General features: G+C 51.6%; 25 protein-coding genes. 12 read left to right on the top strand and 13 right to left on the bottom strand.

The window, feature by feature from the left end; all coding sequences use genetic code 11:
- Positions 1-18: 18 nt before the first annotated feature.
- Both ACINK7_RS07705 and ACINK7_RS07700 read left to right on the top strand, forming a co-directional pair.
- A complete protein-coding gene (locus tag ACINK7_RS07705) occupies positions 19-735 on the top strand; it encodes a ZIP family metal transporter (protein ID WP_404360748.1) in 717 nt (238 codons plus the stop codon).
- 982 nt (positions 736-1717) lie between these two features.
- On the top strand, positions 1718-2482 hold the full coding sequence (locus tag ACINK7_RS07700) for a VacJ family lipoprotein (RefSeq protein ID WP_404360747.1): 765 nt from the start codon (positions 1718-1720) through the stop codon (positions 2480-2482).
- 694 nt (positions 2483-3176) lie between these two features.
- Here ACINK7_RS07700 and ACINK7_RS07695 read toward each other — a convergent pair.
- The 4 genes from ACINK7_RS07695 to ACINK7_RS07680 all read right to left on the bottom strand — a co-directional run bounded on the left by ACINK7_RS07695 (position 3177) and on the right by ACINK7_RS07680 (position 5762).
- The gene (locus tag ACINK7_RS07695; RefSeq protein ID WP_404360746.1) at positions 3177-4244 is read right to left on the bottom strand and encodes a cobalamin-independent methionine synthase II family protein; all 1068 of its coding nucleotides are present in this window, start codon (positions 4242-4244) and stop codon (positions 3177-3179) included.
- A 13-nt stretch (positions 4245-4257) separates the two neighbouring features.
- Positions 4258-4905 carry a DUF3179 domain-containing protein gene (locus tag ACINK7_RS07690; protein WP_404361425.1) on the bottom strand — a complete coding sequence of 216 codons (648 nt, stop codon included), beginning with the start codon at positions 4903-4905 and terminating at the stop codon, positions 4258-4260.
- A gap of 300 nt (positions 4906-5205) precedes the next feature.
- Positions 5206-5424 carry a hypothetical protein gene (locus ACINK7_RS07685; RefSeq protein ID WP_404360745.1) on the bottom strand — a complete coding sequence of 73 codons (219 nt, stop codon included), beginning with the start codon at positions 5422-5424 and terminating at the stop codon, positions 5206-5208.
- 17 nt (positions 5425-5441) lie between these two features.
- The gene (locus ACINK7_RS07680; protein WP_404360743.1) at positions 5442-5762 is read right to left on the bottom strand and encodes a thiamine pyrophosphate-binding protein; all 321 of its coding nucleotides are present in this window, start codon (positions 5760-5762) and stop codon (positions 5442-5444) included.
- 432 nt (positions 5763-6194) lie between these two features.
- Here ACINK7_RS07680 and ACINK7_RS07675 point away from each other — a divergent pair, with 432 nt between their 5' ends.
- Positions 6195-6359 (top strand): hypothetical protein, encoded by a 165-nt coding sequence (locus ACINK7_RS07675; RefSeq protein ID WP_404360742.1) that lies wholly within the window; start codon positions 6195-6197, stop codon positions 6357-6359.
- A 23-nt stretch (positions 6360-6382) separates the two neighbouring features.
- Here the strand turns inward: ACINK7_RS07675 and ACINK7_RS07670 are convergent, their stop codons facing one another.
- Positions 6383-6517 carry a hypothetical protein gene (locus ACINK7_RS07670; protein WP_404360741.1) on the bottom strand — a complete coding sequence of 45 codons (135 nt, stop codon included), beginning with the start codon at positions 6515-6517 and terminating at the stop codon, positions 6383-6385.
- 582 nt (positions 6518-7099) lie between these two features.
- Complete coding sequence (locus ACINK7_RS07665; protein WP_404360740.1) at positions 7100-7222, bottom strand: hypothetical protein; 123 nt, start codon at positions 7220-7222, stop codon at positions 7100-7102.
- Here ACINK7_RS07665 and ACINK7_RS07660 point away from each other — a divergent pair.
- The 5 genes from ACINK7_RS07660 to ACINK7_RS07640 all read left to right on the top strand — a co-directional run bounded on the left by ACINK7_RS07660 (position 7221) and on the right by ACINK7_RS07640 (position 11447).
- Entirely contained in the window at positions 7221-7973 is a 753-nt protein-coding gene (locus ACINK7_RS07660; protein WP_404360739.1) for a DUF6969 family protein, read from the top strand. The two genes, ACINK7_RS07665 and ACINK7_RS07660, sit on opposite strands and share 2 nt — an antisense overlap.
- A 95-nt stretch (positions 7974-8068) precedes the next feature.
- The gene (locus ACINK7_RS07655) at positions 8069-8908 is read left to right on the top strand and encodes a phosphate ABC transporter substrate-binding protein (protein WP_404360738.1); all 840 of its coding nucleotides are present in this window, start codon (positions 8069-8071) and stop codon (positions 8906-8908) included.
- Entirely contained in the window at positions 8865-9749 is an 885-nt protein-coding gene (gene pstC, locus ACINK7_RS07650) for a phosphate ABC transporter permease subunit PstC (protein ID WP_404360737.1), read from the top strand. Before ACINK7_RS07655 ends, pstC begins: the two co-directional genes overlap by 44 nt.
- A complete protein-coding gene (gene pstA, locus ACINK7_RS07645; protein ID WP_404360736.1) occupies positions 9736-10572 on the top strand; it encodes a phosphate ABC transporter permease PstA in 837 nt (278 codons plus the stop codon). Before pstC ends, pstA begins: the two co-directional genes overlap by 14 nt.
- The gene (locus ACINK7_RS07640) at positions 10569-11447 is read left to right on the top strand and encodes a phosphate ABC transporter ATP-binding protein (RefSeq protein WP_404360735.1); all 879 of its coding nucleotides are present in this window, start codon (positions 10569-10571) and stop codon (positions 11445-11447) included. The genes pstA and ACINK7_RS07640 overlap by 4 nt, the downstream gene beginning before the upstream one ends.
- Before the next feature lie 81 nt (positions 11448-11528).
- On the opposite strand, the gene ACINK7_RS07635 is transcribed toward ACINK7_RS07640, so the two are convergent.
- Positions 11529-12428 carry a LysR family transcriptional regulator gene (locus ACINK7_RS07635; RefSeq protein ID WP_404360734.1) on the bottom strand — a complete coding sequence of 300 codons (900 nt, stop codon included), beginning with the start codon at positions 12426-12428 and terminating at the stop codon, positions 11529-11531.
- Positions 12429-12565: 137 nt separating this feature from the next.
- Between ACINK7_RS07635 and ACINK7_RS07630 the strand changes: the two genes are divergently transcribed.
- The 3 genes from ACINK7_RS07630 to ACINK7_RS07620 all read left to right on the top strand — a co-directional run bounded on the left by ACINK7_RS07630 (position 12566) and on the right by ACINK7_RS07620 (position 15175).
- Positions 12566-13111 (top strand): carboxymuconolactone decarboxylase family protein, encoded by a 546-nt coding sequence (locus tag ACINK7_RS07630; RefSeq protein ID WP_125218932.1) that lies wholly within the window; start codon positions 12566-12568, stop codon positions 13109-13111.
- Between the two features lie 145 nt (positions 13112-13256).
- Positions 13257-14540 (top strand): pyridoxamine 5'-phosphate oxidase family protein, encoded by a 1284-nt coding sequence (locus ACINK7_RS07625; protein ID WP_404360733.1) that lies wholly within the window; start codon positions 13257-13259, stop codon positions 14538-14540.
- A gap of 161 nt (positions 14541-14701) precedes the next feature.
- Positions 14702-15175, top strand: coding sequence for a DUF1348 family protein (locus ACINK7_RS07620; RefSeq protein WP_404360732.1), 474 nt, complete (start codon positions 14702-14704; stop codon positions 15173-15175).
- Here the strand turns inward: ACINK7_RS07620 and ACINK7_RS07615 are convergent.
- The 3 genes from ACINK7_RS07615 to ACINK7_RS07605 all read right to left on the bottom strand — a co-directional run bounded on the left by ACINK7_RS07615 (position 15078) and on the right by ACINK7_RS07605 (position 18639).
- Positions 15078-15359, bottom strand: a complete 282-nt coding sequence (locus ACINK7_RS07615) for a hypothetical protein (protein WP_404361424.1) — start codon at positions 15357-15359, stop codon at positions 15078-15080. The two genes, ACINK7_RS07620 and ACINK7_RS07615, sit on opposite strands and share 98 nt — an antisense overlap.
- A gap of 96 nt (positions 15360-15455) precedes the next feature.
- The gene (locus ACINK7_RS07610; RefSeq protein WP_404360731.1) at positions 15456-17603 is read right to left on the bottom strand and encodes an FAD-dependent oxidoreductase; all 2148 of its coding nucleotides are present in this window, start codon (positions 17601-17603) and stop codon (positions 15456-15458) included.
- Between the two features lie 148 nt (positions 17604-17751).
- Positions 17752-18639: an AraC family transcriptional regulator gene (locus ACINK7_RS07605; RefSeq protein WP_404360730.1), complete on the bottom strand. Its 888-nt coding sequence runs from the start codon at positions 18637-18639 to the stop codon at positions 17752-17754.
- 496 nt (positions 18640-19135) lie between these two features.
- Here ACINK7_RS07605 and ACINK7_RS07600 point away from each other — a divergent pair, with 496 nt between their 5' ends.
- On the top strand, positions 19136-19693 hold the full coding sequence (locus ACINK7_RS07600) for a carboxymuconolactone decarboxylase family protein (RefSeq protein ID WP_404360729.1): 558 nt from the start codon (positions 19136-19138) through the stop codon (positions 19691-19693).
- A 495-nt stretch (positions 19694-20188) separates the two neighbouring features.
- On the opposite strand, the gene ACINK7_RS07595 is transcribed toward ACINK7_RS07600, so the two are convergent.
- The 3 genes from ACINK7_RS07595 to ACINK7_RS07585 all read right to left on the bottom strand — a co-directional run bounded on the left by ACINK7_RS07595 (position 20189) and on the right by ACINK7_RS07585 (position 25940).
- On the bottom strand, positions 20189-21013 hold the full coding sequence (locus ACINK7_RS07595; RefSeq protein ID WP_404360728.1) for a YbgA family protein: 825 nt from the start codon (positions 21011-21013) through the stop codon (positions 20189-20191).
- 390 nt (positions 21014-21403) lie between these two features.
- Positions 21404-23773, bottom strand: a complete 2370-nt coding sequence (mrcB, locus tag ACINK7_RS07590; RefSeq protein ID WP_404360726.1) for a penicillin-binding protein 1B — start codon at positions 23771-23773, stop codon at positions 21404-21406.
- Between the two features lie 337 nt (positions 23774-24110).
- Positions 24111-25940 (bottom strand): putative bifunctional diguanylate cyclase/phosphodiesterase, encoded by a 1830-nt coding sequence (locus ACINK7_RS07585; RefSeq protein WP_404360725.1) that lies wholly within the window; start codon positions 25938-25940, stop codon positions 24111-24113.
- Positions 25941-26024 lie beyond the last annotated feature (84 nt).

Here is a 26024-nt window from a genome sequence, read left to right as displayed (position 1 = left end):
ACCGGGAAGCTTGAATTAATGTCGACAATAAACTTCGATTTTGCTCTCCTGCTGGCGTTTGCGGCCGGATTATCGATACCGGCCGGCGCCCTGGTCTCGTCGAACCTCGTGATCGGTTCTTTTTGCCGACGCAAGGCGCTGGACAGTTTTGTATCCTACTTCGGCGGCGGCGCTTTGCTGGCAGCCGTCACGCTTGTTTTAATCCCACACGGCGTGGCAACTTCATCGATTTTTTCCGCTTCCGTTTCTTTCGGGTTGGGGGGATTATTATTTTGGCAATTCAGTGCTTGGGCGTTGCGCACGCGCAATACGGTCACGTTATTCGTAGGCATGGTGATGGACTTCTTTCCCGAGGCTATTTTATTGGGCGTTGCCGTTGCCAACGACCTGGTTACGGCTTATTTGTTGACCGGTTTGATCGCACTGCAAAACATGCCGGAAGGTTTTGCTGCCCATCATGAAATGCAAGAGAGCGGGGTTTCCCGTCGCCGCTTGTGGACGCTTTTTTGGATAGCCCCTCTTATAGGGCCGATTGCGGCAGGATTCGGTTTTACCTATCTATCGGCAAACGACTCGATAGTGGGCAATATCATGTTGTTTTGCAGCGGCGGAATTTTGTTTCTGATTTTTCAGGATATCGCTCCCGGAGCCCGCATGAAAAATAAAAGTTTCCCCGCGATAGGCGCCGTATCGGGCTTTCTGTTGGGAATGGCGGGCACGATGTGGATTCATTGAACTATCGGGAATCAGGGCCAGCATCCAGAACCATGCATACGGGTTCGTACACGGCTCTTCTCGCAAGCCTCTACCATTGAAAGCATAAAATCAATGCGCCAAATTCCAGCCGGAACGGATCGCTTGTCCTTTCAGGATGACAAACCAACTATTCGGATAAGTTCTCGTCACTACTCTGATATTGAAGAACTCCCATGTTTTGTGGTTTGAAAAAACAAGCTTGACGGCCTGCTTTCGTAATACGCCCCGTTTGTTGTCAATAGCCCAAGTCGATAAGTTAAGGATTTGGTCGTAAATAACTTCCCTAATTAATGGAGAGTTCGGCAACTCGATTGACTGGTGTCGGCGGCAGGGAAAGCCGCCGTCAAGCCTACATGGACGTATTCACGGCGTCCTGTCAAGCGAGTTGCCGAACCCTCAACAAAGCTAATAGCTCCAGGACGTTATTTATCACGAAATCCTAAGTTAGACAGGGCTCCCCTGAGCTTAGCCGAAGGGTTCGCCACGAACGGCTTAACTGAATGGCATTGGCGTCTAGAAACCTATTCATTTTTTCAATTGGAGAATCGAAATGTGCAGCACCCCAAAAAGCGCCTCGTCCTTGCGGACGATCAGAATAAAATGCATCGAACCGGAGGATTATCAAGCGTATGCAACAATGCTTCGCAACGCTTCGGCCTGCTATGAACGCAATCAAACATTGAAAGCGGAAAGACGGCGATTGGCGCGACATGGGAGGCAATACAGTAACGAATGTAAGGAAAATGTTGCGCAATCCGATGCCGGACCAATTTCCTTTTCGCCGTCGCGAAAATCCGTATCCCTATCCTCACGCATTGTTCAACGATTGCGTGCGGCATGGACGCAGCTTCTCGGGATAAAGCAACGCTCATCAGCCGATCTGCTGTAATAAAACCCTCGACGATGCGACTCATTGATGAACATTAACAAACCATCTCAGTATCGCTATCAGGAGATCCTCATGAAAATAATTCCACGAAAACGGATTCGAATCACCCTCACCGTCATGGTGCTAGCCATTTTGAATGGTTGCGTATCCGTTCCGTTCGAGGACCCGGACGATCCATGGGAAAGCTGGAACCGGGGCGCGCAGCAGTTCAATGACGATTTTGACGAGACCATCATGAAACCGCTCGCAAAAGGCTATCTGTTCGCAACTCCGGAGCCGGTTGACCGTGGAATTACCAATTTTTTCAACAACGTCGACGACATTGTCGTCACAATCAACGACTTGCTTCAGTTTAAAATGCAACAAGCGGGCATGGACATAAGCCGGTTTCTGGTCAACACTACGGTGGGCGTAGCTGGATTCGTCGATATCGCGGCGCTGATCGGTTTACCGAAACACAATGAAGATTTCGAGCAAACCCTGGGCGTTTGGGGCGTTTCCTCCGGCCCTTATCTGGTCATCCCGTTTTGGGGTCCCAGTTCGCCTCGTGGCGTGGGCGGCCTGATCGGAGATGCCGCCATGGATCCTATCAACTATACGGTATTCGGCGGCGTCGCCGCCAATATCGCCGGCACGGCCTCAGATCTGCTGGACGTGACCGACCGTCGTGCCGGCCTGATGACGACCGAGAAAATCGTCGATGAAGCGGCGATAGACCGCTACGCCTTCATCAGAAATTCCTACCGGCAACACCGCGAATACCTGATTAATGACGGCAATCTTCCTGAGGAGGATTTATTCGATGCTATCGATAGCGACAAAGAAACACCTGAATAATGATCACTATTTAACTACACTATACTGTCGTCGATAGAGTGGTCGGAGTAATGAATTCAAGCCATCGTGTGAATGGCTGATTCTACTTTGTCATATTGACTTAAGAGTGGCCCCCAAACATCAATAGCAGGATTTCATGGCTCGCCCTCCTAGACGGCGGTTTTCCCTGCCGCCGACACCTACCAATCGAGCAACCGAACTCCCATAAAATAAGGAAATCATTTACTCCCTTTTGATCGAAAAACCGTCTAAGAATCAAAGGCATGGAATGTGTCTGTCGAGGACCTCAGTGAACCCATCCATAGGGGCTTGACGGGGCTCGAACGCCAAGGATGGCGTGAATGCAGATTTTGCATGGAGCAAAAATCTGCATTCACGCCATCCTCGCTAGCTACACCCCATACCTTCATAAAGTTAGCTATTTTTTGGGTATAAAGGGAGTATGATCAAATCCTTATGGAACGGGCATGAACAGCATCAAATAATTCCAGTCATCGAAAGGAATACAACGCATTAACGCGCAAAGATGTTCAAGAAAAGTCCGGCGCGAAAACCGCAAGCCGCACACAGTCCGACAATAGGTATCGACCCAATCCAGCGTGGTATAAAGCAAATAGGCGAGTAGTTACTCCTTCGATAGGCTCGGTATCGGACTTTTGATTGGGAATGACAGGCTCGAACTGAATTGTCAGAATTAGAGCGACCGTATTTCGGCGCCCGCCATTCGCGTTCCTAAAACGCGAGCCCGAATCTTCGCAAACGCCAGATCGCGACCGGTCGACGTATCGTCTTCGAATGGCGAAAATCCGCAATCGTCGGTCGTTCCCAATTGTTTCGGAGGGATATACTCGGCGGCTAGCAGCACCCGGTCGCGCACCGTTTCAGGCGTTTCGAGTGCGTTGTCGAGTACGTCGATGACGCCGATGAAGACGCGCTGGTGCGGCTGTAAATTTTGCTTGATGACTTCCAGAACACGGCGTGGATTCTTTTCGCTGGCTAACTGCACATAAAAATTACCGGCCTCGAGCCTGAACAAATCGGGTAACAATTCGGCATAATCGACATCGGCGCTGTGCGTCGAATCGTGATCGCCGCCGGGACAGGTATGAACGCCGATTCGTTTTCTCTGTTCGGGACTGAATTGCGCCAATACCCGGTTATTGAGCTCGACGAACTGCCGAAGCAGGGCTTTCGAGGGATCCATCTTCACCGCCAGACGGCCTTCGGTAAAATCGATCTGAACCCGATGCGCGCCGGCTTCGAGACACATGCGAATGTCTTTGGCGACTTCTAGCACTAAGTCATTGATAAATTGCTCCCGGCTATAATCGGCCAACCCTTGCGCCGGATACAGCAAACTGAGTGCCGATGCCGAAATGACGGCTTGTTTGACCGGTACATTCGCAAAGTGGAGCGCCGACTGCAGATATTTGACCGCGTAATTCCGGTAGCGAAACGGTCCTTTCGTCAACCGTGGAAGTTGCCGGTTGTGACCGTCCTCGAACGGAATCACGAGACCGTCGGCGGCAATATTGATAAGTCCGTCGAGCGGATAAGTCAAAAAACTGGATTTACGTTGCTCGCCGTCGGTAATGACCGGCGAACCGGTCGCTTCGAAGCGCCGCACGGTATCTTGTAGCGCGGCATCGTAAGCTTCCGCCGTTTCTGCGGCTGTTGCGAGGCCGTCGCGGAAACGCCGCAAAACTTTCAGCAATTCGGGCGATCTGGGTATGCTGCCGATCGGTTCGGTGGGTAGTATCATTGTGCTTCTCCCTCTATCGGGTTTTTGGGGTTGTATAAATTTCGGTGTCCGGATTGAATGCATACCAAGCGAACCAGAAGGTTCTGACACCTGAGAGACGCTCGCCCTGCTCGTCCAGCGCCTCGGCGCTGCGATGCCGGCGGTCATAGCGAATGGTTACGGCTTTACCGCCGACCGTGTCGTCAAATGTCGCGGGGCCTTTTTCCAATTCAACGTACGGATAAGCCTTGGCGACGCCGTCTATCGACAAACCCAGCACCTCCTCTTTCGGGTGATAACGTTTGCTGACTGCTGAAACCGGAAACATGATTTGCGGACTTTTCAAATAAGTTTCATACGGCCCTCGGCTATAATCGCGTCGAAAACCGGTATCGACGGACAACACCATCGTATCCGGATGGCGTTCGCGCCAATCCTGCCAAGTAGTGTGTAATACCGGCAAATCGGTAAAACGTCGTCCTATGTAATGTCCCGCGATCGCTTGCGACCACAGCGATTCGGTTTGCCTGTCGTAGAGCAGCACATCGCTATTATACAGAAGACCGGAAACGCCGAACGTATGTAGCTTGCCGTCTAACATTGCCGAAAAGGCCATGCCGCTGCCGCACAAGGGACAAAAAGTAATGACGACCGGCTCGTCGCCGAATCGGTCGTTGACGATTTCGTGCCAATTGAGAATATCGATCGGATAAGCTTTGGCGACCCCCCTGGTAACTCATGCCCAAGACACGCGAATCGTTCGATAAAAAATCCGCTCGACCTGCTTCCACGAAACGCGGTTTGTCGATAGCAGGTATGCCGTCCTTGGCGGGACCGCCGCTCAATATTTCACTCGGCGGCACCAGCGATCCGGTAAGATCGAAACCGTTTTTGCTTTGCGCCGTGCACGCGGTTATCCATAACAACAGCACACTTAACAGCAGGGATTGTGTTTTTTGATTCATGACCGTCTCCTCGGCGGTTAGTATTCGTGAATCAACCGCACAGCATAATCGATACTGGCCTCGGTCGGCCTGGGCAACGCCGGCCGGCGCATTGACAGTGGCCGATCCGTATCCTCCACCATTTCGGCGGCTATATTTTCCGGTAAACAAACAAATGCGCCGCCGGAATTGTGGCCTTGCGCTTCCTGAAACACCTTACGGATAATTTCCGGGTTGCTTTCCCGCTCCATCATCATCGCACAGTAGCGGGAAACTAGTTCAAACGCGTCCTAGCTCCTCGATCTGGGATACCGACGATCGACGCACGGTCCGTATTAGCATCGGCAAAACCGGTGATTAAATTGGTGGCACCCGGTCCTAAAGTCGCGGGACAAACACCGGCTTTGCCGGTCAAGCGCCCGTAAAAATCGGCCATGAACGCGGCTCCCTGCTCATCACGCACGGTTATGAACTGAATGGGGCTATCCAGCAAGGCGTCCATGACATGCAGATTGTCCTCTCCAGGAATGCCGAAGATATAATTGACGCCTTCGTTTTCAAGGCATTGAACAAACCCTTCGGCTGCATTGGCCATTGGCTTTCTCCACTATCGAGCGCATCATAAAAAAAGAAACGTGGGTGACAACGAATCCACCGTGAATACAATTTGGTCGTTCGAATGGCTGAATACTTACAACTTAGAATTTGGCCGTAAATAACTTCCCTATTTTATGCAGGGTTCAGTTGCTCGATTGGCAGGTGTCGGCGGCAGGGAAAGCCGCCGTCAAGCCTACAAGGACGTATTCACGGCGTCCTGCCAAGCGAGTTACCGAACCCTCAACAAAGCGCAGAGTTCCAGGACGTTATTTATCACGAAATCCTTACCGGGTAAGAATCCGGCACAAAAAAGCCGAAACTCCGGTATTGCGACGTTCTCCATCCGTGCTACAAGGCTTCGCTGTTGCGATGCCGTAGCCAATCCTCGATATCCCTTTCGACGCGTTCCAGCAATACCATATACGCCGCGATGGCCCCTGCCGCATCCGATGTCGTGGTTGATTGCCGCCAATCAAAAAATCCGTTGCGTTCGCCGGCCGTGATTGTCTCGCACTTGAATTCTGATTGTCATGATCACATGCGACCGGTCAGCCGTCTCGAAGCGTTGTTCGAATCGGCGCAGTTCGATATGTAATGGCGAACCGCGGTGGGATTGTTCTAGAGCAGTCGATAGCGAAGTCTCTCGTCCCAAAGCCAAACCGGCGCATCCAGCTTGATATCGGCACGCTCATCGGTCTCCAAGGACAGCAGAGCCAGGTCATGCCCGAGCGGAACAAGTTTCCTGATTAGCAAGATGCTTCAGTTTGCCGAAAGTGTAAAAACTTATCTGACAAGTTACTAAGGAACGTGCATTTTATAAATTAGGCAACAGACGCAGGATTTTTACCCGTTCCTAACTTCTGGTTGAGCATCGGAGAATCTCATTGACCGCCGTATAGGTCGAATCGTTGAGAACCACCCGGCATTGCCGGGGGTTTGCCTTTGATTAATTATCCGCCATCAGCAAAACCGGTAAATGGCTACTGGGGGCTTTACTGCTAATACTGGGCATTAAGATTCTGACCTACCTGGATAAAAGCTTCGAAGCTTGGGTATTGACCCATGCTCCTGAGTGGCTGACGAACCTAACGACTTCCATTTGAATTTATTTTCATACAATTGTAAGGAAAACTTTGCACCGACGACTAAATTGCAGATCCGCTTCGAATCGGCGGACAGTCATTGAAAACACAAAAAAATACATAATCTTAATCATTTAGAGGACTTACACATGAACAAAAAAGCCTTACTTTCCGCTGCCATGGTTTCACTTTCACTAGGCACTGGCGGCTGCGCGATGATGTGCGGAGCTTGCTCGCCCAAATCTCGTTCCGCTCAGCAAAATCCTTGCTCTGCCCGTAATCCTTGCGCGGCTAGAAATCCTTGCGCTGCAAGATAATTTACCCATCCGGCCGGTAAAGTTGGTAGTTGCTTTACCGGTTTTTTTTCGTTCATCATGTCCATAACATCTTTCCCGATTAAAAATATAATGCCCGGCATTCATCCGACCTTCGATTTCGCCAAGTTGGGTGATCGTCGAATCGAAATCATGGCCGATGCCGGTTCTCGTATCCTCGAATGCTACCGTGTTCTGAGTAAAGGCGGACTCAATATCGTCGGCGAATTGTTGAAAGATCAAGGCACATTTTACGAACTGGAACACTACCCCAAAAACGACGTATTCGATGATGCGACACATAGCCAGTATTACTATCACGCTCATCGGCGGAACAGTAGCGAACATGGCCATATACACACTTTCATTAGACAACCCGGCATGCCGGAAGGTATGTCCCCCATTTCTCATGACGGCGATATCGCCTGGCCGGCCGGCGAAAATGCGCTTACCCATATAGTCGCCGTTTCAATGGACAGTTACGGCTTTCCGACCGGTCTGTTCACGACCAACCGTTGGGTCACGGGTGAAACCTGGTACCGGGCATCGGACATCATTGCCATGCTGGATATTTTTTGTATCGATCATGCCTATCCGTCCTGGCCGGTAAACATTTGGCTTACCCATTTGCTAAAATTGTTCAGGCCGCAAGTGGAATGGTTATTGATGCAACGCGACCTGGCGATCGAACACCGGCAAGGGGATCATCCCGGTATCGACGTTTACGAAGACCGCGATCTGGACATTACTTCTTTCTTACCGATCGATGTTGAAATGCAAATTAAGCAAGTTCTAACGATTATGCCGGATTGAGCTACCGGCATGCCCAGCTTTATGAACTTTGATTACACTTTCGACTTGAATCCAAGTTAAGATTTAAAACCAAACCGAACCTGAAGGAATTGTCCATGAAAAACACCGGTTTCATCATACTTGTTTTAACCGTCCTGGCGGCAATCGGGTGGACCGTATCGACTCCCGATGCGTTCCGGATCGATCCAGCAGTCGAAAAACTGACACTGACGGGTTCAAGCACCATAGCGCCGCTGGCCGCCGAAATCGGCAAACGCTTCGAGATGCTGCATCCGGGCGCGCGTATCGACGTCCAATCCGGCGGTTCGTCACGCGGCATCGGCGACGCAAGAACCGGACTGGCGGATATCGGCTTGGCGTCCAGAGCATTGAAAGCCGATGAAAGCGATCTGCTTGCGCATACTATCGCACTGGACGGCATCGCGCTCATCATCAATCAAATCAATCCGGTTCCGGCGCTCGGACGGAAGCAAATCGTCGAAATCTTTACCGGCAAAATAAACAATTGGCGCGATGTCGGCGGTACCGATGCGCCGATTACCGTGGTCAACAAGGCCGAGGGGCGTTCGACGCTGGAACTGTTTTTGCAATTTTTCGGCTTGCAAAGCACCGATGTCAAATCGCATGTGATCATCGGCGACAATCAGCAAGGCATCAAAACGGTCGCCGGCAACGCCAATGCAATCGGCTATGTGTCGATCGGCAGCGCCGCGTACGAAGCCGAACACGGCGCACCGATTAAATTGTTGCCTCTCGACGATGCCGAAGCTACTATCGACAATGTGCGCAACGGCTCATTTCCGCTGTCTCGTCCGTTGAACCTGGTGACCCATGGTAAACCTTACGGTCTCGCCGAATCGTTCATCGAATTCGCTCAATCCGATCAAGTCCATGATCTCATCGAAGCGCAATACTTTGTCCCTATCTTCCGCTGAACGACGGCTAGGCGCTATCCTCGGTCTCCTAGCGGTTAGCGCGGCCCTGGTTGCCGTGTCGATCTTGTTTTTTTTAATCGATGAATCACGACCGCTGCTCAACCGCATTTCCCCTGCACGGCTCATCCTTGACGCTTCTTGGCACCCGACACAGGGCTTGTACGATTTGTCGCCGATGCTGTCGGCAACGCTGCTTGCCAGTATTGGCGCATTGCTGTTGGCCGTGCCGGTCGGCATAGGCTCGGCGCTGTTCGGGCGCTATTATGCTTCGCCTTGGCTCGCTTCGGGATACCGCCGCATGATCGAATTGTTGGCCGGCATTCCTTCGGTGGTCTACGGATTTTGGGGACTCACCTCGCTGGCGCCCTGGGTCGCACGCTTCGAACCGCCGGGAGTGAGTTTGCTGACGGCAATTCTGGTGCTGGCTGTCATGATACTTCCGACCGTTGCCCTGACTGCCGATGCTGCCTTGGCCGCCGTTCCCCAAAGCCGGCATCGATGCGCGGCGGCTTTAGGTTTGTCGCGTTGGACCGCGATTAGCGGTGTCCTGTTGCCGTCCGCGCGTAAGGGCATCGTTTCCGGCATTTTACTGGCTGCGGCCAGGGCCGTCGGCGAAACGATGGCGGTGCTGATGGTGGCCGGTAATGTCGTACGACATCCGCATGGATTATTCGACCCCGTTCGCACATTAGCCGCCAACATTGCCTTGGAAATGGCATACGCAGGTGGCGATCACCGCGCCGCACTGTTCGCCTCGGGCCTGGTTTTGCTGTGTATCGTGCTGATTTTGGCCGGTACCGTTCAATGGTACAAAGCGCGTGACTTTTATGATCAAAAATAATGCCGCCACCGTTTTGATTTATTGTGCCGCGCTCTCGGTCTCCGGCTTGTTTTTGTGGCTGTTGACCGATCTTTTGATCCAGGGACTGCCGAAACTATCGCCGGCTTTTTTATTCGAGGCGCCTCGCGATGCCGGCCGCGCCGGTGGCATCGGGCCGATCATCATTGCTACCGGCTGGATAGTCTTAGTCGCGATGAGCGCCGCCGCGCCGCTGGCGTTGGCCACGGCGGTTTGGCTGGTCGAATTCACGCGTCCGGACGGTATTTTCAGCCGCTTCGTCGAATTCAGCATCGACGTGCTAGCGAGCGTTCCATCAATTGTTTTCGGCTTGTTCGGCAACGCTTTCTTTTGCGTTTATCTGGGACTCGGCTTTTCGATCGTTTCCGGCGGCTTGACGCTGGCCTGTATGACTTTGCCGATCTTGATCCGCACCGTTGCCGACGGTTTACGCGCGGTGCCGGACGGCTATCGAATGGTGGCCGCCGCGCTGGGCATGACGCGCGGCTCGGCGTTGGTGCATTTATTGCTGCCATCCGCGGCGCCCGCGTTGACAGCCGGTTTGCTTCTGGGCATCGGCCGAGCCGCCGCCGAAACCGCAGCGCTAATCTTCACCAGCGGTTACGTCGACCGCATGCCCGGATCGCTGTTCGATTCCGGACGAGCGCTATCGGTCCATATTTACGACTTGTCGATGAACGTGGCCGGCGGCGATGCCAATGCGCATGCAACGGCATTGATTTTGATCATTTTTCTACTAATCATCAACAACGCCGCCATTGGCCTGCTCCGGCATTGGCAAAAGCAAAACATTGCCGCATCATGAAGACCTCATTACCTTTCGCCGATCACTCTTCTCACAGCACCGTCTCAACCTGTCCGGACACCGCCTATACGTTGGGGGAGTTGCATGCCGGGGCGCCTTGTTGCGTTCCCGAACCGGTCATTACCGTCGAAAATTTATCGCTGAATTACAGACGCAAGCCAGCGCTCGAAGCCGTCTCGATCAATATTTACCGGGGCTGTATTACCGCATTGATCGGGCCGTCAGGATGCGGCAAGACCAGTTTACTGTCTGCGCTGAATCGTTTGACCGACATGATCGCCGGCTGCCGCATCAGCGGTACGATTCGTTTCGAAGGACACGATATTCATGAACCCGGGACCGACGTGAGGCAGCTTCGCCGCGATATCGGCATGATTTTTCAAAATCCCACGCCGTTCCCGCTTTCGATACGCCGCAATATCGAACTGCCATTGCGCGAACACGGCATGCGCAAGCAGGCCGAGCTCGACGAAAGGATTTACCAGGTGTTGCGCGATGTCGGTTTATGGGATGAGGTCAAGGATCGTCTAAGCGATCCCGCGATGGCGCTGTCCGGCGGTCAGCAACAGCGGTTATGCATTGCCCGTGCGCTGGCTCTACGTCCTAAAGTGTTGCTAATGGACGAACCGTGCAGCGCACTTGATCCGATATCCTCCGGCATGGTCGAGGATTTGATTCAAAGCCTCGCCGGCCGCTACACGGTCGTCATCGTCACGCACAATCTGGCCCAAGCTCGGCGTATCGCCAATTATGCCGGTCTGTTCTGGGTCACTGAGCGCGCAGGCCGCCTGATCGAATTCGGCCGCTGTCGACAAATTTTCGCGCAACCGGCGCATGAGTTGACTGCGGCATACATCAGCGGGGCGCGAGGCTGAATATGCAAGCTTTCGGCGAACGTTTGGAACGCCATTTCCGCGCATGGCCCGATACGTACCGGCGAAAGTAAAAGTTGCCCGTTAATTCAGCGCCAATTCCGCACGCAAAAGCTCTGCTATTAGATCGACGAACGAACGGATTTTGGCCGACGAATGGCGGCCCTCGCGGTGTAGGATATGGACGGGAACCGGCAGGCTTTCATATTCGCCGAGTACGATTTTCAGTTTGCCGGTCCGCAACGGCTCGGCGATTTGATAATTCAGCAGACGGGTGATACCCAAACCGGCCATGGCCGCGCCGGCCGCCGAGTCGTTGTCGCTGACGCTCAATAACGGTTGCAACTTGACCGTCTGAGTTTGACCATCGTGCTGAAATCGCATTTCATTGTTAGGATTCAAGCCGCGCGCCAGGATGATGCGATGTTTGGCTAAATCGTCCGGCGTTTGCGGAATACCGTGTTCGGCCAGATATTCCGGCGATGCACACAACACTCGTCTTACCGATCCGACCCGTAGCGCCCGGTACGACGAATCCGGCAATTCGGCGATGCGAATTGCAACGTCCACGCCTTCTTCGAGCATATTGACCACCCGATCGACGAACAGCGCATTCACTTCCACTCCCGGATAGCGGCGTAAATACTCGACGATGCCCGGCATGACGAACAAGCGTCCGAACAATACCGAGGCAGTGACGGTGAGTTGGCCGCGCGGTTCGGCATTGACGCCTAGCGCCGCGTCGTCGGCTTCGTCGGCCAAGGCGATGATGCGCTTGGCGTCTTCGTAATACTTCTGACCTGCCTCGGTCATTCGCACATAGCGGGTAGTGCGATTCAGCAGTTTAACACCCAAGCGTTCCTCCAATGCCGCCACCGCGCGCGTCACAGCGGGCGGCGACATGTGCAGCTTGCGCGCGCCGCCGGCAAAGCCCTCGGCTTCGACCACCGCGGCATACACGCTCATTAAATGCAACCTATCCATTGATAATTCCAATTTACGTAATAGTAAATTGATAATTATAGGTATTCTTCTTTTTTGTGCAATAAGACACACTGTACTCGCCTGTTTAATTCTGCTCAGGCATACGACAGTCTCTTTACATTATTTGGAGAACACATATGAGCCGTATAACTACAGTAAACAACGAAACCGCCAATATCGAACAACGCGCACTGTTTGAAGCCATCCACAGCCAATTGGGCATGGTACCGAATTTCTTGCGGGTGTTCGCCCACTCGCCGGATGCTTTGAAAGCCTTTCTCGGTTTGCACCACATCGCGGGCCACGGATCGTTGGACGCCGCTACCCGCGAACGCATCGCGCTGGCTCTGGCGCAACAGAACGAATGCGAATACTGCCTGTCCGCCCACACTGCCATCGGCCGTAAATCCGGTTTGAACGGGGCGGAAATTGAAGCCAATCGGGCCGGTACCAGCCAGGACGCCAAAGCGGCGGTGGCGGTCCGTTTCGCCCGCGCCTTGGTCGAGCATAAAGGCGAGGTCACTAATGCCGAGTTGCAGTCCATGCGTGATGTAGGGTTCAGCGAGGCCGACCTCGTTGAGGTGATCACCCACGTCGGCATGAATTTCATGACCAATATCTTGGGCAAAGCCAGCCGGGTCGATGTCGACTTCCCGAAAGTGACGCTGAAACAGGCCGCTTAACCCCGAACCGGGCGAAGCACAAGGACGAACTTATGCCCGGTTTATTACACTGAATGGAATATGTTATTGCAAATTAGGCCTATTCAACACAGCAGATAACTTTGCCAGAGTACCCATTAATGATCCCCCATCAGGAGTAAAGACCATGGCCCGTGCATTCGCCAAAATCAGTTTCACACCCGATGTACAAGCAGTACAAGCCGAAATGGGCAGCCGTATGGCGTATCGAGCGACCGAACTCGGCGAAGCCGAAACGGTGGCGCTGAGCACCTTCGAACAAGCGTTCATTGCCGAGCGCGACAGCTTTTATCAAGCCACGGTGAACCAGACCGGCTGGCCCTATGTTCAGCACCGCGGAGGACCTTCGGGATTCTTGAAAGTATTGGACGAACGGAACATCGGTTACGCCGATTTCAGCGGCAACCGCCAGTACATTTCGGTCGGCAATTTACGCGGCGACGACCGGGTTAGTCTGCTGCTGATGGACTACCCAGGGCGGCAACGCCTGAAAATCTGGGGTCGGGCACGCGTTGTCGACGAACGCGCCGAGCCGGAATTGCTGGCCAAGCTGGAGTCGCCCGATTTTCGCGCTCCGGTCGAGCGCGGCATCGTGATTCGAGTCGAGGCCTTCGATTGGAATTGCCCGAAATACATCACGCCACGCTACAATCAGAAACAAGTCGAAGCTCTGCTGGCTCAAGCTCGCAGCCAACCCGTAGCGGAGGAAAAGCCAATCCCTCGCACATTGGGCACCGGCGCATTGCCGTTGACCATTAGCGGAATTCGCCAATTGACGCCGCGCGTTCGCGCTTACGAACTGCACCATGCCGACGGAGAGCCGCTGCCTGCCTACCGGGCCGGGGCGCATCTGCGCGTACCGATCGCTCTACCCGACGGCAGTTTGACCGGCCGTGCGTATTCATTGACCGACGCGCCGGGCGATCCGGATTGCTATCGTATCGCGGTATTGCGGGTGCAAGACGGCGACGGGGGATCGCGCGCATTGCAGGACTGCTGGCAGCTGGGAATACGCATCAACATCGATGCGCCCGAGAACTATTTCCCGCTGCACGACGATGACCGCCAGGCGCTGTTGATTGCGGGCAGTATCGGCATTACGCCGATCAAAGCGATGGCCGAAGCATTGGCCGCGAGAGGTATGGATTTTCAATTGCACTATACCGGCCGTACTCCGCACGAAATGGCCTTTGTCAAAGACTTGCAGAGGCGGTTTCCCGATCGTTGCCGGTTTTATTTCAGCCGATCGCAAAATCCGACCCGGCTGGACGTTTCGGCTTTGCTCGGTCGTCTATCCGATGAAACCGTCATTTATGTCTGCGGCCCAACCCGCCTAATCGAAAGCGTTCGTCAAAGCGCCCGCCGGCTCGGCATCGCCGACGAACGGGTGCAATTTGAAAGTTTCATTTAACCGAAGGAGAGTAAATGATAATGCTATACGATACGACACGACACGTCACTATCCGGCAACTGTCATGAAGTCCGCTTAATGTTAAGCTTGCCGCGGTCAGTCTATCAAACCCAAGCAGCCTATCCAAGACTGTTCATACACCCATCAAACGGAGAAACATCATGACTCAAGAAATCAAAGCCCCCGTTCCGCCCTTTACCTTCAATAGCGCGACACAAAAAGTGCGTATGGCCGAAGACGCCTGGAACTCGCGCGATCCGGAGCGCGTGGTGCTGGTGTATACCGAAGACACGGTCTGGCGCAACCGCGCAGAATTTCCGCAAGGCCGCGAACAGGTGCGGCAATTTCTGCAACGAAAATGGGCGAAAGAATTGGATTATCGCTTGATCAAGGAACTCTGGGCGTTTTCCGATAATCGTATCGCGGTGCGCTTTGCCTACGAATGGCACGACGATTCCGGTCATTGGTTCCGCAGTTACGGCAACGAGAATTGGGAATTCAATCCGCAAGGCTTCATGCAACGACGCTTTGCCAGCATCAACGATCTGCCGATCGAGGTGGAGCAACGCCTGTTCCATTGGCCACTGGGCCGCCGACCTGACGATCACGCCAGTCTGAGTGATTTGGGATTGTGAACGGTGACAGTTGACGCGACGGGGCTTCGATGACAACCATGGCTGCCGAGTGCCCGTGGCTTCGATAGTCGCGACGACGGCGTTGCTCCCACTTTGGCGAATCCTTTCGCGCCTTGCCAAGCTCTGCTTGGCAAGGCGCGAAAAACACTATCAGCAACGACATCAAGTCGGCAAATGTCGCCATCCAGGCGGGCGCGCCGACCGGCGGGCATTTTTTCGTTGTCGAAATTTGACCGGTCATTGGTTTGCCCCCCTGTTTGTCAACAGCTTAAAAACCGGATCACCCGCGCCGCCAGCTATGATAGCGACGTAGCCAATTCAACACCGAAACCGGCGCATGCGCGCGCTTCCAGGCGCCGGCCGCGTATTTGTTGGCTTCTGCCAGAGTCGGATAGATATGGATCGTGCCAAGAATCTTGTTCAGGCCAATGCCGTGTTTCATCGCCAATACATATTCGGCAAGTAAATCACCCGCATGCTCGCCGACGATCGTCACGCCGAGGATTTTGTCCTTGCCGGGCTCGGTCAGCACTTTGACGAAGCCGTGCGCCTCGCCGTCGGCGATCGCTCGGTCCAGTTCGTCGATACCGTAAGTCACGACTTCATAGGGAATGTTTTGCTGCTCGGCTTCTTGCTCGTTTAGGCCGACCCGCGCGACTTCGGGGTCCGTGAAGGTTGACCACGGAATCACCGAATAATCGGTACGGAATTTCTTGAACGTGCCGAACAAGGCATTGACGGCGGCATACCAAGCCTGATGCGCGGCAACATGAGTGAATTGATAAGGACCTGCCACATCGCCGACCGCATAGATATTCGGATAATTGGTAGCCTGAAACGGATCGGTTGCTATGGTTTTGCGCGGCGACAGAGCAATGCCCAGTGCCTCGACGCCGTAGTCTTCGATATTCGCGGCCCGTCCGATCGCGACCAGCACTTGATCGAACGGAATGCGGACCGTGTTTCCGTCGTATTCGGCGATCAGGATTTTTTCGCCGTTGTCGATGATGAATTCCTTCGCGGTATGTTCCAATCTCAAATCGACGCCATCCTGTCTAAAACTTGCCATCACCGCTTCCGAGGCTTCCGGGTCTTCGCGGGCTAATAGGCGCGGCGCCATTTCCACCAGAGTCACAAGGCTTCCGAGACGAGCGAAGCATTGCGCCAATTCGCAGCCGATCGGTCCGCCGCCGAGTACCAATAAGCGTTTCGGCAATTCGCGCAAGTTCCACAAGTTGTCGGACGTCAGCGGTTCGATGCTGTCTATGCCGGGTATCGGTGGCACGAACGGGCGGGCGCCCGCAGCTATGACGATCGCTCGCGTCGTCAACGTTTTACTGCCTTCGGCCGTTTCGACCCGCACTTCCCAGGGCGAGATGATTTTCGCCTCGCCGGTCACGACCTCGACGCCGAGTTCGGTATAGCGTTCGATCGAATCGTGCGGCTCGACCTTTTCGATGACCGATTTCACGCGCGCCATCACATCGGCGAAATCGAAATCGGCGCTGCTCTGTCTGATGCCGAACTCTTCGGCGCGCCGGTGCTGGGCCAGCCATTTTGCCGAGCGGATCAAAGCTTTTGACGGCACGCAACCGGTATTGAGGCAATCGCCTCCCATTTTGTGTTTTTCGACCAGGGTGACTTTGGCTTTGACCGCCGAAGCAATGTAAGCGGTCACCAAGCCGCCGGAACCGGCGCCGATCACGACGATATTGTTATCGAAATGCGCCGGCTTCGGCCAATCGGCGAAGACTTTCCGGGCTTGTATATGCTCGACGATTTTCTTGGTCAGTAACGGAAAAAGGCCCAATAACGCGAACGAACCCAGCAAGCCCGGCGACAAAATATCCGATAACGATTCGATCCCCGCAAGCTGAGTGCCGGCGTTGACATAGACCAAAGTGCCGGCCAACATACCGACTTGACTGACCCAGTAAAATGTCGACAGGCGAATGGCAGTCAAGCCCATCACCAGATTGATCATGAAAAAAGGAAACAACGGAATCAAGCGTAGCGTGAACAGATAAAACGGACCGTCTCGATCGATGCCGGCATCGATCGTTCGTATCGCCGAACCGAAGCGGCCTTTGACGACATCGCGAAACAAAAAGCGCGCGGCTAGAAAAGCCAGGGCCGCGCCGATCGTCGAGGCAAACGATACGATCACGGTACCCCAGAGTAAGCCGAACAGCGCGCCTCCGGCCAGGGTCATCACCGCTGCACCGGGCAGAGACAGGGCCGTGACCAGAACATAAATCAGTGCATAAACAAAGGCCGTGGCGACTGGTTGCGCAGCGATCCGGGCTTCGATCGCGGCCTGGTGCGTTTTCAGCTCATGCAGGGTCAAAAAATCGGAATATCCGAAATAAAAAAAGGCGCCGATCAGCATCGCGATCACAGCAATCAATATTAACTTCGGGGCTTTCATCGTGTTTTCCTTGTCGTTTTCATGGCTTGAATCTCAATAGTTGGTGAGTATATTTTTCAGTCGGTTGCAACAGCGGTTTCCTTACAGAAAAAATGCAGAATGGCTTGACGCCGGCCGCTTAGAGATCGATCAGACCCACTACTATAACTTACTCACCAGGACCCTCTCGGCGATAGGCCCCCGGCGTTTTCCCGAAGGTCCGCTTGAAAGCCTTGCTGAAAGCCGGCACCGATTCGTAGCCGCAACGTTCGGCCACGCGTTCGATGGTCATGCCCGGCTCCCTCAGCCAATGCGACGCAATCTGCATGCGCCATTGTCCGAGATATTCGATCGGTGATGCGCCGATGGACGCCGCGAATTTCTCAGCGAGCACGGTCTTCGACATGCCGGCGCGGCGGCAGAACTCGGCGATAGTCCAAGGCTTCCAAGGTTGTTCGTGAATCAAATTCAGGACGGTAGCTAATCTTCGGTCTTGCATTGCCGAAAACACGCCTCGATCGACAAGCTCGTTCTCAATGCAATGCCTCATTGCCAAGATGAATATGCTGTCGCATAAACGTTCGACGACAGAGCTGCTGCCGAATCGCGGCGCGGACGCTTCCATGTCGATCAACTTGATCAAGCAAGTTAACGTATCACCGGCCTGGCTTCGTTTGATCACGATTTCCGGCGGTAAGGCGCGCCATATCAAGGATTCGGGCATTCCCAATTCGATCTCGCCGCACACGAATCCTGCCTCCCCGTCCGCCCAGGGCGTGAGCTGCGTATCGCTCATCGTGTCCGGCAAATGTTCCTTGCTGTAGGAAAGAAAATGTTCATCCGAATGCGGTAAAAATAAAATAAGGTCGTCTTTTTCCAATAACAGCGGAGCGTCCCATTTCGAAGTGTAAACCCAACCCTCGCCTTTGCTGAGCATATGAAAAAAAACGGATCGATCCGAATTGTGATCCATCAGCCAACGCCCGCACACGCCGCCGGAATAAATCAATTTTGCATGTAAATTCAAGCCGTTGACGAGCGAAGTCAACACATCCATAAAAGCCTCCCGAACGATCGAACAAAAACACCGGAATTCCGGGCATGGCATGCACGGTGCCGATTGCTTACTCTGTAGGCATCGGTATTGCAGCGCCATACCGAAATCGGCCGCCAAGCATTAACCGTATTGCTGTCCGGCAGACGGTAAGGATTTCGTGATAAATAACGTCTTGGAGCTATGCGCTTTGTTGAGGGTTCGGTAACTCGCTCGGCAGGACGCCGTGAACCCAGCACCTAAATTATCCAAGATAGTTAACCATAGCCAATGAGCTATGGAATTTAGGTGCTGGGTGAATACGTCCATGTAGGCTTGACGGCGGCTAGCTGATTGCCAAGGATGGCATGAATGCAGATTTTGCAGGAGCAAAAATCTGCCCTGCCGCCGACACCTGCCAATCGAGCAACCAAACCCTCCGTAAAATAAGGAAGTTATTTGCGACTAAATCCTAAGCTAGCGGCCTGGTTTGTTAATTATTTTAATCCGGAGATCCCTAATGTCTTTATTCAAAATCCATTCAATCGAACAAGCGCCGGTCGAATCCCGGCCAATATTGACCGGCGCGCAACAAAAATTCGGCTTCGTTCCGAATTTATTGGGCGAATTGGCGGAAGCGCCGGCAACGCTCGAAGCCTATCTGACGCTGAATTCGATCTTCGACAAAACTTCGCTAAGCCCGGTGGAGCGCCAGATCGTTTTAGTCGCCGCCAGCATCGAAAATGACTGCACCTATTGCGTCGCCGCGCACTCGATCATTGCCAAAAATATGGTCAAGGCCGATGCTCGAATCATTGATGCGTTACGCGAACAAAATCCCATCCCCGATGACAAACTGCAAACATTGGCAGAGTTTACCCGGAGCGTGGTCAAAAATCGCGGGTTTATCGACGAACAGGCCTTGAGCGCGTTTACCGCCTCCGGTTATTCGAACAAGCACGTTTTGGAAGTCATTCTCGGCGTTACGATGAAGACACTCAGCAACTACGCCAATCATGTCATGGACACACCGCTCGATGCCGAATTCAAAGCAGAGGAATGGTCGAAAGACAATTGAGAAAACCATATCGACATCATATTAGGTATTGATCAGAAAATCGATAATCCTAAATTCTGTAGCACTGTAAGGTGCGCATCGCGCACCCTACAGCACCGAACCCGACGACAAGTCCCGACGCAGGTGCGCGATGCGCACCCTACAGCTGGCGCTTTATAAGCTATGATCACCAACCATTTGCAAGCTATTTTGAGATTAAAAAACTGAAGCACAGAAATTAGCCAAGAGCCTAATTCTTACATTTTGCCCAAACAAATGGCTCTATATGCGGTAAAAATTTAAAACCCCTATCACGGCCAAAAACACTTGAAAATCCAAAGTGAATTGTAGGGTACGGGTACGATGCGCGTACCTAATGTCGGCGCAGAACAACACATTAAGGTCACATTAGCTGCGGATGAGCCCCCTACGGTACGCACAGCGTACCCTACAGCCTCCAAGTTTCGAAATTAGCGTAGCATTCGCTTCGACTATTAACGCGAACATAGCCATTTTTTAAGGACTAACACAACCCAATGCGCTCGGATAAGGGGAAAAATAATACGACGATTGAATATAGGGATCCGGCGATTTTCGAAAATGATGCTTCAACAAGATTATTGGAGCAATGAGAGGTACTTCGTAGTTCCGATAACTGTCGATCAATTCGCACAGTTCGGCTTTATCGTCGCGGCTGATGTCTTTTTTTAAATGTCCTTGAATATGTTGCAAAACATTGACGTGATTAGCCCGGGTCGGCATCGTCAACAACATGCTCATCAGCTGCAAAATATATTGATCGGCAATCTCGGTTAAATTGTCTTTGCTCAAGCCAGCCAATAATTGCCCGAGATCCCGATAGTCGCCGTGACTCATGATGATTAATTTATGCCTCGCATGAAAATCTATCAAGGCACGGGCGCTAAGACCTTCTTTCAACAACCTTTGCCAGCGATACATAACATAAACCCGCTTGAAAAAAAGATCGCGTAAACAAGGATCTTGTAGCCGGATAGATTCTTCGATAGGCACCAACGGAAATCGATGCATGATTCTCAATGTTTCGATCGCCAAACCCTCGATAGCACCACCCGTTTTTGTAACTGCTTGCTCCGGTCTTTTCATAATATAACCGCAGATAACAGCCATCTTATCCGTGCCGGAATCGTAAATTGCCGAAGCATCCTGAACAAGCAAGGACTTTTCTTCTTCGTCCGAAAACGGCTTCCATTCAAAAAAACTCTCGAGCACTTCGCTAATCACACTATCGCGATTAACCACTTCTTTTTCTTCGGGTTGGTCAAGCAAACAACCACTGATACCCAATGGGATTTTATTCATAGCGAGTGCTGATTCCAAAAAATGTCATTTATTTTTTACCATGAAGAGCATGAAGGACTTGAAGATACAGCGTTATCAATTCAAATGCGTTACTAACCATTAACAGCATATGTCATCATCATTATTGCCGCTGGAGTGCTGACTTTGCCTGCCTGCGCAGACGAAGCCAGCCTTCCAGCCCCGCCATTTAGCTGTTTCCCAAGCTCCGGCTTGGGAAACACACCCATCTGCATTCATGCCATCCATGGTAATCAGATTCCGCCGTCGAGCCTACATGGACGTATACACGGCGTCCTGTCGGGCGAGTGACCGCGCCCTCCCCACGCCTCGAACTTTCATTTACCGGAGTGATAAACAGGCCTTCATGAGCGTTACTATGATTATAGTACGCTAAAACTTAAAAAAATCCTGAAACCAATCCTTCGCTTTTTCCTCCTCGGTTTGTACACATGGCGAGCTGCTAGTGGGAGCCGATCCGCGAATAAAAGGAAATTGCCTGACATTTTCACAGTCCTGATTAGCCAATAACCCTGTGTACGGGTCGATCCAAACCGTGTCGACATTATCCGGCGGCGTCAAAACGACCGGAATACTGGAAATCTGCTGCATCACGTCGGACCAAATCTTTAACGCACCGGTCGACCCGGTTAATCCCGAAGGTTTATTATCGTCTCGCCCTACCCATACGACCGACAGATAATCACCGCTAAAACCGGCGAACCAGCTATCTCGCAATTCATTGGTCGTTCCGGTTTTGCCGGCCAACCCGAAGTCTCTCGGCAAATAATTATAGGCCGATCTGCCGGTACCGTCAGTCATCACTGCCTGCAAAATGGTATTGGTAATATAAGTCGCCGCCGGATCGACCGATTGCCGCACGTTAAACGGGTAACTTTGTAAGCGCTTGCCGTTGCCGTCGACCACGCCGCGTATAGCTCTAAGCGGCGTGACGAAGCCGTCTCCTGCTAGGGTTTGATACATTTGCGTGACGTCTAAAGGCGACAACGGCGAGGCCCCCAACAACAGAGAAGGATATAAATCGACAGATCGATTCACGCCCAGATCCTTTAAGGTCTTTGCCACTCTTGCGATACCGACATCCATGCCGATTCTAACGGTCGCGAGATTGTAAGAATTCGTCAATGCCTTATGCAGCGGCACTTCGCCATGTTCGGTATTATCATAATTTTTCGGCGTCCAATTGCTTTTGCCGCTTTTGACAGTAATCCGAGTGTCGCTGACCGGAGTCGTTATCGTATATTTAGCCGGATATTCCAACGCGGTAAGATACACCACCGGTTTTATCAACGACCCTATCGGGCGCACCGCATCCAGAGCCCGATTGAAACCGGCCGAGGTTTTATCCCTGCCTCCCGCCATCGCAACAATTTCCGCGCCTTCCCGACGCGTCACGATCACTGCCGATTCCAATTCATTCGCGCGAGGATTTTTTTCGAGTTCGCGCATTTTTACGGCCAAGGATTTTTCCACGGCGTTTTGCACTCGAGGCTCGAGCGTCGTAAATATTCTCAAGCCTTCGGAAGTCAGGTCGTCGTCTTTGTATTCTTGCTGCAATTGACGCTTGACCAAGTCCATAAAAGCCGGATAACGATTGACCGCACGATGGGTTTGCGGCATCACTTCCAGCGGCTGGTTTTTCGCTTCTTCAGCCTGTTTTAACGTGATAAAACCTTGCTCATGCATTTTATCGAGTACTAACTCCCGCCTCTTCAATGCACGTTCGGCGTGCCGACGCGGATCGTAATAAGAGGGGCCTCTAACCAATGCGACTAGAGTCGCCATCTGCGCCAAGGGTAAGTCTTTTAGGCTTCTGCCGAAATAGAATTCGCTCGCCAAGCCGAAACCATGGACAGCGCTGGCCCCATCCTGCCCCAGATAGACTTCATTGAGATAGGCCTCAAGAATTTCGTCTTTATCGTAACGATATTCGATGATCAACGACATAAATACTTCGTTGATCTTACGCCAAAAACTTCGCTCGGACGTCAAATAAAAATTCTTGATCAATTGCTGGGTGATCGTGCTACCGCCTTGAACAATGCCGCCCGCCCTGATATTCGCCAACATCGCCCGCAGTATCGCTTTGATCGAAATACCGTAATGATTATAAAAATCACGATCTTCTGTCGCGAGCAAGCCTTGAATCAAGGTATCCGGAGTTTCCGATAGTTTAATCAAAACCCGGTCCTCCTTACGAGTCGGATAAAAGCTGCCTATCTGAATGGGGTCCAAACGAGCAACAGCAACCGCCCCCTTGCCCGATAAATCGGAGATATCGGAAATTTCACCCGGTGAAAATCGAATCTGCAATGCACGACTATCCTGAGATTGGTCCCAGAAATCGAACGCACGGGTTTTAACATTGATAAACAATCCCGACCGATAATAGGTCCCTTCGGAAGATAACTGAGAATCTTGACGATATCTCAATTGCTGCAGAAGCTTTTCGAAATCGGCGATGTTCATTCTATATCCGGCATAAAGCTCTTCCGGATTAGCATAGACACGCGCCGGAATCGCCCAACGCTTGCCTTCGAATTGCCTACGAACGTTATAATCCAAATAACCGATGTAACTGGATAATATAAATACAGAAAATACAAAGCCTAATAACAGGATTTTTTTAAACCACCCGAAACGGCGATGAGTTTCCGGGCGCTTTTTATTGCGAGTCGCACGCCTACGCGGCTTTCTGGTCGTTTTCTTGGGCGTTACGGATTTTTTGGGTTGTCTTGCCATGATGTTGCGGTTTTAATTACCAAGAAGTCATTTAAATATGCGTCCACACGAATAGTAAGCCCATGACTTACCAGTCTTTTTTGAAAAGAGGAAACTATCGACAATCCGGAAGACGCGAGTATTATGACTATAGTAGCGATGATTGCTTAAAGAAGCGTTATCCTAGCCCAGCTTTAACATTTACCGACCATAAAGTATTGAATAATTTTTAAAAGCTGGGTGACCCCATAATTTTCAATACCTTAGGACATAAACACTACATTTCTTAAGGCTGGGCTGGAGCCTCTGCCGAACCTTGATATGACCCGACGAGGTATTATTTGAACTTAGAAGAACACTAATTATATAGAAAACGCGTGCTTTTATCGCCTTCTATTAATAGTTGCTGCAGCGGAATATAACCATGCTCGATCAATAACTGGCTTGGCTTACCGAAAATATAACCTTGTCCATAATCGATACCTAGATCAACCAAAATTTTAATCACCCGCGGGCACTCGATAAATTCGGCAATCGTTTTTTTACCGAGTTGCTTGGCAATTTCGCTCATTGATCGGACCAAAACTTGATCGGTATCGTCATTAACTAAATTTCGAATAAATTGTCCATCGATTTTTACAAAATCGACCGGAAACTTCTTTAAATAATTGAACGAACAAAAACCCGCGCCAAAATCGTCCAACGCAAAATGACAACCCAAAGCTCTAATTTGATTAATCATATGCCGAGTTTGCTCGAAGTTATCGACCGCCGAGGTCTCGGTAATCTCAAAGGTGATCCGCTCGGCATTGACCCAAGACAATTCCAGTTTTCTTTTGATGGTCGGCAATAAAGCATCGTCCTGAAAAGCGACTCCGGATAAATTGATCGACAACGATACATTGGACAATTCGGGGGGAAGCGCCGCTAAAAAATCAATCGCATTCTCAACCACCCATAAGTCGATGCTATGTATTAAACCCATTCGTTCGGCAACCGGAATAAACTCGGAAGGGCTAATGACCTTGTTTTCATGCCCCCGCATTCGAATCAGTACCTCATAATGCGAAACCTCGCCTGTTCTAAGATTCACTACCGGTTGAAACATCAAAAAGAAATTTCGCATTAACAGAGCATCCCTAATCAAAGGGACCCAATAAACATCGCGATGCCGTTCTTTGATGGCTTTATCTTCTTCGTTATAAAACCAGACCATATTTCGGCCGTTTTGTTTCGCCAAGCAACAAGCTTGGTGCGCTCTAGATATTAACTCCTCGGGATGCTGAATAACTTTCGCCGATTGCAACGTAGCGATGCCGATTGACGCGGTAATACTGTAACAAATATTGCCGGTTTGAAATCGGCTTTCATTGAGCCCTTTACGGATATCCTCGGCAACTTCACGCGCCTTAAGACCGGATATATTATCGAAATATAGACAAAACTCATCCGAGTCGATGCGAGCAAACCAAGCATCTAGTCTCACTAGCTTTCGAATCGTTGTCACAACATCGATAATCAATTTATCGGCCATATCGAAGCCTTCCAAATCGTTAATCAAACCGAACCGATCCAAGTCTATCAACAACAATGCGCCGTTTTGCTGCAACTTTTGGTTCCGCGTCAAACTTAATCGAATATAGTTTTCTAATTGCGTTCTATTCATCAAGCCGGTCAATTCATCATGAGCGACCAAATATTTTAATTTCGCATCGAGCAATTTTCGCGTCGCCAACTCGTTGATCAACCTTTCCTGTTGCTGGTAACGCATAGAACGCTCGATTTTAAGTAGCAACAACATTTCTACTAAAATAACGAGCTCAGGCCCACGAAGCGGCTTACATAGCTCGTAGATCAGCGACGACGAAGCGGAAGCATCGGACACTTGACTTGGGCGTTCGTTTTTAAGAATGATAAAAGGTAAAAAAACGCCCGCTTGTTCACCCGAAAGTGAATAACACATATCTCTAACGTGCCCGCCGGGCAAATCTTCATCGACAATAATCAAGCCTAACTCTTCGGCGTTGTCTACATAGGGTCGAATGATGCGATAAATATCGCCGCATTCAGCGGCAATCGCAAAATTAGAAAACCCTTTATCTATCAAAATCGTTTCAATTTGTGCGACAGTTTTCCGATCCATTCCGGCAATGATGATTTTACTTTGTCGCTGAGAGTTACTTAACATCGTATTCACTGGTTGATGTGTTAAATGCTTGACGGCTTCCGATTCGGACTATTTCTCGATGAAGCCCTTGATTTATCGCAAGCC

The organism is Methylotuvimicrobium sp. KM1 (genome assembly GCF_044788715.1).
Lineage (GTDB): Bacteria > Pseudomonadota > Gammaproteobacteria > Methylococcales > Methylomonadaceae > Methylotuvimicrobium.
This window is presented reverse-complemented; position numbering and strand designations above follow the sequence as displayed.

Bases quoted from the DNA above. Each gene is read 5' to 3' on its own strand.
- mrcB (WP_404360726.1), bottom strand. From the start codon at position 23,773: ATGGCAAGACAACCCAAAAAATCCGTAACGCCCAAGAAAACGACCAGA.
- ACINK7_RS07610 (WP_404360731.1), bottom strand. From the start codon at position 17,603: ATGAAAGCCCCGAAGTTAATATTGATTGCTGTGATCGCGATGCTGATC.
- ACINK7_RS07660 (WP_404360739.1), top strand. From the start codon at position 7,221: ATGTCCATAACATCTTTCCCGATTAAAAATATAATGCCCGGCATTCAT.
- ACINK7_RS07585 (WP_404360725.1), bottom strand. From the start codon at position 25,940: ATGTTAAGTAACTCTCAGCGACAAAGTAAAATCATCATTGCCGGAATG.
- pstA (WP_404360736.1), top strand. From the start codon at position 9,736: ATGATCAAAAATAATGCCGCCACCGTTTTGATTTATTGTGCCGCGCTC.
- ACINK7_RS07655 (WP_404360738.1), top strand. From the start codon at position 8,069: ATGAAAAACACCGGTTTCATCATACTTGTTTTAACCGTCCTGGCGGCA.
- ACINK7_RS07625 (WP_404360733.1), top strand. From the start codon at position 13,257: ATGGCCCGTGCATTCGCCAAAATCAGTTTCACACCCGATGTACAAGCA.
- ACINK7_RS07635 (WP_404360734.1), bottom strand. From the start codon at position 12,428: ATGGATAGGTTGCATTTAATGAGCGTGTATGCCGCGGTGGTCGAAGCC.
- ACINK7_RS07640 (WP_404360735.1), top strand. From the start codon at position 10,569: ATGAAGACCTCATTACCTTTCGCCGATCACTCTTCTCACAGCACCGTC.
- pstC (WP_404360737.1), top strand. From the start codon at position 8,865: ATGATCTCATCGAAGCGCAATACTTTGTCCCTATCTTCCGCTGAACGA.
- ACINK7_RS07675 (WP_404360742.1), top strand. From the start codon at position 6,195: ATGGCCCCTGCCGCATCCGATGTCGTGGTTGATTGCCGCCAATCAAAA.
- ACINK7_RS07665 (WP_404360740.1), bottom strand. From the start codon at position 7,222: ATGATGAACGAAAAAAAACCGGTAAAGCAACTACCAACTTTACCGGCC.
- ACINK7_RS07705 (WP_404360748.1), top strand. From the start codon at position 19: ATGTCGACAATAAACTTCGATTTTGCTCTCCTGCTGGCGTTTGCGGCC.
- ACINK7_RS07615 (WP_404361424.1), bottom strand. From the start codon at position 15,359: ATGGCGACATTTGCCGACTTGATGTCGTTGCTGATAGTGTTTTTCGCG.
- ACINK7_RS07685 (WP_404360745.1), bottom strand. From the start codon at position 5,424: ATGATGATGGAGCGGGAAAGCAACCCGGAAATTATCCGTAAGGTGTTT.
- ACINK7_RS07595 (WP_404360728.1), bottom strand. From the start codon at position 21,013: ATGAATAAAATCCCATTGGGTATCAGTGGTTGTTTGCTTGACCAACCC.
- ACINK7_RS07695 (WP_404360746.1), bottom strand. From the start codon at position 4,244: ATGATACTACCCACCGAACCGATCGGCAGCATACCCAGATCGCCCGAA.
- ACINK7_RS07630 (WP_125218932.1), top strand. From the start codon at position 12,566: ATGAGCCGTATAACTACAGTAAACAACGAAACCGCCAATATCGAACAA.
- ACINK7_RS07600 (WP_404360729.1), top strand. From the start codon at position 19,136: ATGTCTTTATTCAAAATCCATTCAATCGAACAAGCGCCGGTCGAATCC.
- ACINK7_RS07605 (WP_404360730.1), bottom strand. From the start codon at position 18,639: ATGGATGTGTTGACTTCGCTCGTCAACGGCTTGAATTTACATGCAAAA.
- ACINK7_RS07700 (WP_404360747.1), top strand. From the start codon at position 1,718: ATGAAAATAATTCCACGAAAACGGATTCGAATCACCCTCACCGTCATG.
- ACINK7_RS07680 (WP_404360743.1), bottom strand. From the start codon at position 5,762: ATGGCCAATGCAGCCGAAGGGTTTGTTCAATGCCTTGAAAACGAAGGC.
- ACINK7_RS07620 (WP_404360732.1), top strand. From the start codon at position 14,702: ATGACTCAAGAAATCAAAGCCCCCGTTCCGCCCTTTACCTTCAATAGC.